This is a genomic window from Roseateles sp., assembly GCF_036486225.1.
GTDB lineage: Bacteria > Pseudomonadota > Gammaproteobacteria > Burkholderiales > Burkholderiaceae_C > Roseateles.
This window is the reverse complement of the sequence record NZ_DASVNZ010000407.1, coordinates 18747-28162: the sequence shown is the minus strand read 5'-3', so window position 1 is coordinate 28162 and position 9416 is coordinate 18747. Positions and strand designations below refer to the sequence as shown.

Genomic DNA, 9416 nt, shown 5'->3' with positions numbered 1-9416 from the left:
TCGAGACGGTACAGGAGCAGCCCTACGACCAGACGGTGATGCGCACCTACGTCAACAGCCAGGGCCAGCGCATCATGCTGGCGCTGGCATGGGGCGAGCGCCAGCGGCAGGACGTCAAGGTGCACCGGCCCGAGGTCTGTTATCCGGCGCAGGGTTACGCCGTGCGCAAGCTCGCGCCCGGCCCGTCGATCGCGACCGGGGCGCGCGCCGAGCCGGTGCCGACGACGGAGATCCTGACCGAAGGCGGCGGCGGCTACGAGGCGGTGCGGTACTGGATCCGCATCGGCGGGATGTACGGCGGCGACGGCCTGGCCGCGCGCTGGTACATCCTGAACGAGGGCTTCCGCGGCCGCATCCCCGACGGCGTGCTGGTGCGCGCCTCGCAGCGGCTGCCGCAGGCGGGCGCGGAGCCGCAGTCCCAGGCGCTGATGGCGTCTTTCCTGTCCGACCTGGTGGCCGCTGTGCCGGCGCCGGCGCGGACGATGCTGGTGCGATGACGCCGGGAACGGTCGAGAGGTGAGGGCGGCGTGGCGCGAGTGTTCCGAGGATTGATGACGGCCTGGCGCGGCCTGCGCGCGGGCATGGACGGCACGTCGTGGACGGGCCTGATGGGCCTGGCCGCGGGCGCCGTGGCGATCGGTTACCTGACGGTGATGGTCAGCACGATGGCGCCCGACAAGCCCGCGATGCTGGCGGTGCTGCCGCTGATGCTGCTGACGGGCTTCCTCTTCGTCTACAGCCGCGAGGGCTTCCTGATGGTGGTGCTGCTGGTGCGCGCCGGCGCCAACCCCATCTTCGAGGAGACCCGCCTGGCCGCGATCGGCGGCCTGGGCGGCCTGCTCAATGCGCTGGTGATCCTGCTGGCCGGCCTGATCATCGCGCGCGATCCCAAGCGCGTGCCGCGCACGGCCTGGCTGGTCTGGCTGCCCTTCATCGCGATGCAGGCGCTGGGCATCGTGTATTCGCCGGAGAAGGTGCAGGCGATCCGCCTCTACCTGGGCCAGCTGTCGGTGGTGGCGCTGTTCCTGGTGAGCTTCTACCTGGTCACCGCGGAAGCGGATCTGAACAAGTTGCTCAAGTTGGTCACCTGGTCGTCGGTGCCTGTGGCACTGGTTACCCTGGTTTACATCGGACTGGGCCGCACGGCTGGTAGCGTGGACGGCTTCGAGTCCGGGGCCGGCCGTTACGGCGGCCCCTTCCCCCACGCCAACATCCTGGCGTTCTATCTGGTGTTGTGCCTGGGTGTCATGCTTTACCGCTGGAAGAGCGGCCAGATCGGCCGCCAGCCGGTCACCCTGCTGGCGGTGGCCGGCTACATGCTGCTGCTGGTCGGCCTGCTGTTCGCGACCAAGACGCGCAGCGCCTGGATCTCGGTGGTGTTCCTCTTCGTCGTCTACGGGCTGTTCCGGGAGCGGCGCTACATCGTCTACCTGGCCATCGGCGGGATGCTGTCCATGCTGATCCCCGAGGTGCGCGAGCGCGTCATGGGCATGACGCAGGGCAACGAGGTGGTGCAGTACGCGCAGCTGAACTCCTTCGCCTGGCGCAAGCTGCTGTGGACCGACGCGCTGACGTGGATGGCGCCGTCGCGCTACCTGACCGGTTACGGCGCGGAGTCCTTCCAGCAGCTGTCGCCGACCTTCTTCTCGATGGCGGGACGCGTGAACTGGGGCGCGCACAGCGCGGCGGTGCAGGTCTTCTTCGAGCTCGGCGCGATCGGCCTGGGCGCGTTCTGCTGGGTGTACTGGCGCACCGGCCGGATGATCGCGACGCTGTGGCGCGCGCGGCCGCTGCTGGCGCTGGTGGGTTTGTCGCTGCTGGGGGCCAACTTCCTGGTCTCCCTGTCCGACAACATGCTGTTCTACCTGATCTACAACTGGTATTTCTGGCTGACGATGGGCGCGATCTGCGCGCTGGCCTGCCGCATCGCCGGCGCCGGTGAACGCCGCAAGGCCAGGCCCTGGGGCATCCGGCCGAGCAAGTACCGTCCGGCGCCCGATTTCCCGCCGACGGAGCCGCTCCATCCGACCTTGCCGCCGCCGCTGCCGGCCTCGCATGCGCGACCGGCCCGGCTGACCGGAGGGCGTTTCCGGTGAGTCAGGACTTCACCCACCCCGCTGCGCATCCCGAGGGCGGACGCCAGCCGGTGCTGGACGGCGTGCGCGCCGTCAGCATCCTGTCGGTGCTGTACATCCACCTGTTTCCGCTGCGCGTCGGCGGCCACTCGCTGAACGATTCGCTGGGCATGTTCGGCATGGCCCTGTTCTTCATCCTGTCGGGCTACCTGATCACGCAGCAGCTGCTGAAGCGGCCGCCGGTGGTCAACTTCGTCGCTCGCCGGCTGCTGCGCGTCGTGCCCGCCGCCTGGATCTGCATGGCGGTGGTGTGGTGCTTCGTGCCGGTCGATGTCGAGACGGCGCTGAGCAACCTGTTCTTCTATGCCAACCTGCCGCCGCAGCGTCTGGTCGCACCGATCGACCACTTCTGGAGCCTGTGCATCGAGGTCCAGTTCTACCTGCTCGCGGCGGTGCTGCTGTGGCTGCGGGTGCGCGCGATCGGGTGGCTGTTCCCGGCGCTGCTGCTGGCCGTGACGGTGATGCGGGTGACGCACCTGTCGACGACCGGCAGCATCACCTGGTTCCGCGCGGACGACCTGCTGGCCGGCGCCTGCCTGGCGTTGCTGATGCAGTCGCGCCATGCGCCCACGGCGCGCGCGCTGCTGGGCCGGCCCGCGGCGATCCCGCTGGCCCTGGCGATGTTGCTGGCGTGCAGCCTGATTTCCCATCACAGTGTCTATCCGCTGAGCTTCCTGCGCCCCTACGCGGCGGCGGCCTTCGTCTGCGCCCTGATGGTGCAGCCGGGGCATTGGCTGTCGCGCTGGCTCGGGGGAGCCGCGTTTGCCTATATCGCTTCTGTTTCCTACGCCTTGTATGTGTGGCATCTGCCCCTGGCGGCCACCTGGCTCGGCAGCGGTGAGCACTGGACGAAATACCTCAAACGACCGTTGTTGTTGCTGGTGGTCTTCGGCATCGCGCACGTCTCCACCTTCTACGTGGAACGGCGCTTCAACGAGCTGGCCAAGCGCATCGGGGCAGGGCGCGGCCGGCGGCTGAAGGAGGTATGAAAGTGTCGCTGTCATCACCCCACCGTTCCCTTGCCCGTTCCCGCACCGGCCCGCTCGCGGCGCCCGGCGCGGAACACCCCGCCTCTCCCCGTGAGGCCCGACCCCGGCGACGACCCCCTGCGACGCGGCTGCTGGCCGCCGTCGCGGCTGGCACGCTGCTGATGCTGGCCGCGGGCACCGCCGCGGCCCAGTACGGGCTGGGCGTGCCGTCGCCGCGCTACGGCAGCTTCGAGTCGCCGTTCGCGTCGTACTCGCCCTGGAACCTGCGCCCGGTCAATCCGGTGCTGGGCACGGCCGTCATCCCGCTGTCGGAGTACTACCCGACGCTGGCCGAGGGCACCTGGTCCACCGGCGCCTTCAAGGCCGCGAGCACCGACGGCCCGGTGACGGTCTACCCGCTCGCCGGCCAGTCCGGCGTCTGGGACCCGGACATGGAGGTCTACCGTCCCACCGTGGTGATCCCGCGCTGGCCCGCCGGCGTCACGCCGGCCTCTGGCTCGGACGGTCATGCCGACGTCGTCGACGAGGCGATGGGCATCGTGCACTCGTTCTTCCAGCTCCGGCGCGAGAGCAACGGCCAGTGGCGCGCCGGCCAGTACGCCTGGGCGCCGCTGGCGGGCCGCGGTTTCGGCGAGCCGGCCCACTACTACATGGGCGCGCGCGCCGTCGGCGTGTCGGCCATCGGCGGCATCATCCGCAAGGGCGAGGTCGACGACGGTCTGCCGTTCTATCGCCATGCGCTGGCGATGTCGCTGACCTTCAACGGCCTGAGCGCGACGGTGCCCTATATCTTCCCGGCGACCTCGGCCGATGGCAACGCCGCCACGACCAACACCGGCGCCATCCCGCAGGGCGCGCTGATGATGCTGCCGGCGGACTTCGACACCACCTCGATCCAGAACCTGAAGCTGCGCAAGGTGGCGGAGACGCTGAAGAAATTCGGCGCCTACGTGGTGGATCGCAACTACGGCACGCCCTACGTGATCTACGTCGAGAACGGCAGCAACTTCAACCTCATGCCCACCGGCTGGGACGATGCGACGGCCCAGCAGCTCGACCGCATCCGTGCGTCGCTGCGCCAGGTGATGAGCGTGGCGTGGTGGATCAACGCCAACGGCGAATCGGTGGTGCCGGAGCGGCGGCTGAACCTGCTGTCGATGCGCGGCCAGTGGTCGCTGCAGCGCGGCACGGCGGCCGGCGTCTTCGACACCTGGAAGCAGGCGGTGGCCTTCCCGGCGGAGGCGGTCGATGTCATCCAGGTGAACTACAGCAGCCGGGTGCTCAGCACGGTGACCTGGTCCAGGCCGGAGGCCGGCGCGCCCTACAAGCTGACCGCGCGGGCGACCGGCGGCGCGCGCCTGAAGTTCCAGCTGTTCAGCAGCGCGGGCGTGAAGCTGGTCGACAGCGGCGAACTCGCCGACGGCCAGAGCGTCGAGTTCCCCTGGCCCGACGGCACGGGCCTGCTCACGGCGCTGTACGCCTACAGCGGCGCGGCGGGCACGGTCTCGACGGTGGGCGGCACGCTGGTGCTGAACTCGCCGCTGACCCTGATGTCCGGCAAGGTGCTGATGAAATGAGCGGAGGCGGCGACACCGGGACGACCCACGCGCCAACCGATCCGCGCGCGGACTGGGCCGCCGACCTCGCCCGCTACGGCGGGCGTGCGGCGCTGCACCGGGACCAGTCGTTGTGGGCGATCCGGGTGCACCGCTTCGGCCGGCGCGTGGACGCGATGCCGGCCGGCTTCGCGCGCCGCTGGCGCACCAGGCTCTACTGGCTGCTGTTCCGGTTCGTGGAGACGCTCACCGGCATCAGCCTGCCCAAGGAATGCCGGATCGGCCCCGGGCTGCGGATCTGGCATTTCGGCGGCATCTTCGTCAATCCGGCCACGGTCATCGGTGCGAATTGCACCCTGCGTCAGGGCGTGACGCTGGGCAACCGCGTCGAGGACGGGCCGTGCCCGGTGCTCGAGGACGGCGTCGAACTCGGCGCCTATGCCCAGGTGCTGGGCGGCGTGCGGCTGGGCGCGGGCTGCAAGGTCGGCGCGATGGCCGTCGTGCTGACCGACGTGCCGCCGGGCGCGACCGCCGTGGGCAACCCGGCACGCATCTTGCCCCTAGTGGCGCCCCGGTCCGACAAGGCCGGGATCGTTTCGCCCGGAAATTCCGGTGCGTCCGAAGTGCCGGCGATGCTGGCGGACGACTGACCATGGGAGGAGTTCCGACGTGACGATGCAGTGGAATCGACGGCGATGGTGCGGTGCCGGCCTGGGGCTGGGCGCGGGCGTGGCGGTGCCGTGGCTGGAAGCGGCCGCTGCCGACGCCGACGGGAAGGATGCCAAGGCGGAGAAGCCTGAGAAGTCTGAGAAGGCCGACAAGGCGGGCAAGGACGCGGAGAAGGGCGGCCGCAAGCCGCGCTTCGGCACGATCGAGCGCCCGTTCTCGGCGCAGTCGCCGTGGAATTCGCGTCCGGTCGATCCGGTGCTGGGCGACACGCGCATCCCCAAGGACGACTACTACCCGACGATCGAGAACGGCACCTGGTCCACCGGCGTGTTCCTGTGCGGACCCGACGACCGGCCCCAGCGCGTGCTGGGCCTGCCCGGCCAGCCCGGCGTCTGGGACCCGGACGCCGAAGCCCACCAGCCCGAGATCCTGATCCCGCGCTGGCCCGAGGCGGCCGTGCCCTCCAAGGGCTCGGACGGCCACCTGGACCTGGTCGATCCGCAGACCGGGATCATCCATTCCTTCTTCATGCTCAAACGCGTCGGCGACGACTGGCGCGCGCAGCAGTACGCCTGGACGCGGCTGGACGGCCGCGGCTGGGGCGACCCGGCGCACTACTTCCAGGGCGCGCGCGCGGCCGGGGTGCCCACGATGGGCGGCCTGATCCGCAAGCACGAGTTCGAGGACGGCGACACGATGTACCGGCATGCGCTGGCGATCTCGCTGACTTTCTCGGCGCTGCAGGCGCGGCCGAACTACGTGTTCCCGGCCACCTCGGGCGACAACCAGCCCGAGCGCAACAAGGGCGCGATCCCCGAGGGTGCGCTGCTGATGCTGCCGCCGGACTTCGACGTGAAGTCGCTGAACGATCCCAAGATGCGCAAGATCGCCGAGACGCTGAAGGTCTACGGCGGTTATGTCGTCGACCGCAACACCGGCACGCCCTTCGTGATCTACGCCGAGATCGGCACGCCGGTGCGCCTGCATCCGATGGGCGGCTGGAACAACCAGGTCGCCGCCGACCTCGACAAGCTGCGCTGGAGCCTGCGCCCGGTGCGCTCGACCTCGGGCTTCCTGGACGGCCACGGCCGGCCGGTCGATCTGCAGGCACCGCTGAACGTGCTGTCGATGCGCGGCGAATGGAAGGCCGAGCGCGGCGACGCCCGCGCGCGCTTCGACAGCTGGAAGCAGGCCGTGGTGCTGCGCGACGCGAGCGCCGGCGACGTGGTCGTGAACGAGGGCTGGCGCGCGATCACCTCGGTGAACTGGGCCAAACCCAAGGCGGGACAGGACTGCAAGCTGACCGCGCGCACCTCCAACGCGACGCTGCGCGTGCAGATCCGCGGCGAGAAGGGCATCGCCTTCGACACCGGCGACCTGGTCGACGGCAAGACCTCGAGTTTCCGCTGGCCCGAACGTTTCGGCGGCGCGCGGCTGCTGGTGCGCGCCACCGGCGGCGGCGAGGTCTGGGCCGGCGGCGACCTGCTCGCGCAGAACGAATGACCGCGATGACCGCGACGACCTCCACGCCCTCGACGACCGAGCCCACCTCCTTGCCGACGCCATTGCCTCCGTCCGACGCCGCGCCGCGTCACCCGCGCCTGGCCTACCTCGTCAACCACTACCCCAAGGTCAGCCACACCTTCATCCGGCGCGAGATCCTGGCGGTGGAACAGCAGGGCTTGGACGTGCTGCGCCTGGCCATCCGAGGCTGGGACGACGACGCGCCCGATCCGATCGACCAGGCCGAGAAGGCGCGCACGCACTACCTGCTGAAGGACGGCAGCGCCGGACTGCTGAAGGCGACGATCGCCCAGGCGCTGAAGGCGCCGGGCCGCTTCTTCTCGGCGCTCAAGCTGGCGCTGAAGATGAGCCGCCGCGCCGACCGCCCCTGGCCCTTCCACCTGGTCTACCTGATGGAAGCCTGCGCGGCGATGCCGGTGCTGCGCGCCGCCCAGATCGAACATCTGCACATCCATTTCGGCACCAACCCGGCCGAGGTCGGCATGCTGATCGAGGCGCTCGGCGGCCCCGGCTACAGCATGACTATCCACGGCCCGGAGGAATTCGACCGGCCGGACTTCCTGCACCTGGGCGCGAAGATCCGCGGCGCGCGTTTCGTCGCCGCGATCACCTCCTTCTGCCGCAGCCAGCTGTCGCGCTGGGTCGCGTACACCGAGTGGCCCAAGCTGCGCATCGTGCATTGCGGGCTGGACCCGGAATTCCACGCGGTCGACGCGCCGCCGCCGCAAGGCAAGCGCCTGATCTGCATCGGCCGCATGACCGAGCAGAAGGGCCACCTGCTGCTGATCGAGGCCGCGGCCCAGGTCGCGCGCCAGGTGCCGGACTTCGAGCTGGTGCTGGCTGGCGACGGCGAGCTGCGCGCCACGATCGAGCAGCGCATCGCGCAGCTCGGCTTGCAGCGCAACGTCCGCATCACCGGCTGGATCTCCAGCGACACCGTGCGCAGCGAGCTGCTCGCGGCGCGGGCGCTGGTGCTGGCGAGCTTCGCCGAGGGTCTGCCGGTCGTGATCATGGAGGCGATGGCGCTGGGACGCCCCTGCGTCAGCACCTGCATCGCCGGCATCCCCGAGTTGATCCGCGACGGCGAGAACGGCTGGCTGCTGCCCGCCGGCGATCCGGACGCGCTGGCGCGCGCGATGCTCGCCTGCCTGCGGCTGGACGACGCCGAGCTGGCGCGCGTCGGTCAACGGGCGCGGGCGTCGGCGCTGGAACGCCACGACGTCGACCGCGAGGCCGCCAAGCTCGTGGCGCTGTTCGAGGAGTACGCCTCGCCGGCCAAGACCTATTCGAGCCAGCGCGCCGCGTCCGGCGCGAAGGGGAGCGCCCATGCTTGAGGTCGTCTTCGTCGTGTTGTGGCTGCTGATGATCGCGATCGGGCTGCTGCTGCTCACGCCGGTGGCGCTGGTGCTGGCACAGGTGCTGCTCGCGCTGCTGCCGGACCGGACCATCCCCGACATGCCGCGTCCGCGCCGCATCGCCGTGATCATGCCGGCGCACAACGAGGGCCGCGGCCTGCGGGCGACGCTGATGCAGGCGCTGGCGCAGCTCGGGCCGCAGGACCGGCTGCTGGTGGTCGCCGACAACTGCAGCGACGACACCGCGGCGCAGGCGCGCGAGTTCGACGTCACCGTCGTCGAGCGTTTCCACGAGACCGAACGCGGCAAGGGCTACGCGCTGGACTTCGGCGTGCGGGCGCTCGAGGCGCTGGCGCTGAAGGAGGGCCATGCGCCCGACGTCGTCGTCATCCTCGATGCCGACTGCGTGCTGGACCCCACGCTGCTGCCGCGCATCGCCTCGGTCGCGCACGGCACCGGCCGGCCGGTGCAGGCGACCTACCTGATGGATGCGGCCAACGACGGGCTGAAGGCGCGGGTCGCGCAGTTCGCGATGCGCGTCAAGAACCGGGTGCGGCCGCGTGGCATGCATCAGCTCGGACTGCCTTGCGGCCTCTACGGCACCGGCATGGCCTTCCCGTGGGACGTGGCCGTGCAGGCGCCGCTGGCCAGCGGCCACCTGGCCGAGGACATGCAGCTGGGCGTGCGCCTGGCCCAGCTGGGCGCGCCGCCGCTGCTGTGCGAGGACGCGCGGGTGACCAGTGTCTTCGCCAAGAGCAAGGAAGGCGAGGCCAGCCAACGCACGCGCTGGGAGCACGGCCACCTCGCGATGCTGGTCGGCGAGGGCCCGGGCCTGCTCTGGCGCTCGCTGCGGACGGGCCGCGGCGCGCAGCTGCTGCAGGTGATGGACATGCTGGTGCCGCCGCTGGCGCTGCTGGCGATGTCGCTGGTCGGATGGACGTTCGTGACCTTGGTCGTGGCCGTCTTCGCCGGTTGGGTGGCACCGTTCGTCCTGGCGCTGCTGACCCTGGCCATGCTGGGCCTGGCGATCGTCGTGGCGCAGCAGCGCTGGGCCGCCGATGTGCTGAGCCTGGGCGAGCTGGCCCGCGCGCCCTTCCTCCTGCTGGCCAAGATCCCGCTCTACCTGCGCTTCGTGTTCAAGCGCCAGACCGACTGGGTGCGCACCAAGCGCGACTCCTGAGAAAGACC

Annotated in this window: 8 protein-coding genes; all 8 read left to right on the top strand. The window is 70.5% G+C overall.

Annotated elements, in window-relative coordinates; all coding sequences use genetic code 11:
• The coding region (locus VF536_RS26500; RefSeq protein WP_331617941.1) for an exosortase C-terminal domain/associated protein EpsI at positions 1–497 on the top strand (497 nt) is incomplete at its 5' end.
• Positions 498–551: 54 nt separating this feature from the next.
• Positions 552–2096, top strand: a complete 1545-nt coding sequence (locus VF536_RS26495; RefSeq protein ID WP_331617940.1) for an O-antigen ligase family protein — start codon at positions 552–554, stop codon at positions 2094–2096.
• On the top strand, positions 2093–3124 hold the full coding sequence (locus VF536_RS26490; RefSeq protein WP_331617939.1) for an acyltransferase: 1032 nt from the start codon (positions 2093–2095) through the stop codon (positions 3122–3124). Before VF536_RS26495 ends, VF536_RS26490 begins: the two co-directional genes overlap by 4 nt.
• 2 nt (positions 3125–3126) lie before the next feature.
• The gene (locus tag VF536_RS26485; RefSeq protein ID WP_331617938.1) at positions 3127–4701 is read left to right on the top strand and encodes an Atrophin-1 multi-domain protein; all 1575 of its coding nucleotides are present in this window, start codon (positions 3127–3129) and stop codon (positions 4699–4701) included.
• Positions 4698–5330 (top strand): serine acetyltransferase, encoded by a 633-nt coding sequence (locus tag VF536_RS26480; protein WP_331617937.1) that lies wholly within the window; start codon positions 4698–4700, stop codon positions 5328–5330. The genes VF536_RS26485 and VF536_RS26480 overlap by 4 nt, the downstream gene beginning before the upstream one ends.
• A 19-nt stretch (positions 5331–5349) precedes the next feature.
• On the top strand, positions 5350–6852 hold the full coding sequence (locus tag VF536_RS26475; RefSeq protein WP_331617936.1) for an Atrophin-1 multi-domain protein: 1503 nt from the start codon (positions 5350–5352) through the stop codon (positions 6850–6852).
• A 5-nt stretch (positions 6853–6857) separates the two neighbouring features.
• Positions 6858–8207: a glycosyltransferase family 4 protein gene (locus tag VF536_RS26470; protein ID WP_331617935.1), complete on the top strand. Its 1350-nt coding sequence runs from the start codon at positions 6858–6860 to the stop codon at positions 8205–8207.
• Positions 8200–9408 carry a glycosyltransferase family 2 protein gene (locus VF536_RS26465; RefSeq protein WP_331617934.1) on the top strand — a complete coding sequence of 403 codons (1209 nt, stop codon included), beginning with the start codon at positions 8200–8202 and terminating at the stop codon, positions 9406–9408. Before VF536_RS26470 ends, VF536_RS26465 begins: the two co-directional genes overlap by 8 nt.
• Positions 9409–9416 lie beyond the last annotated feature (8 nt).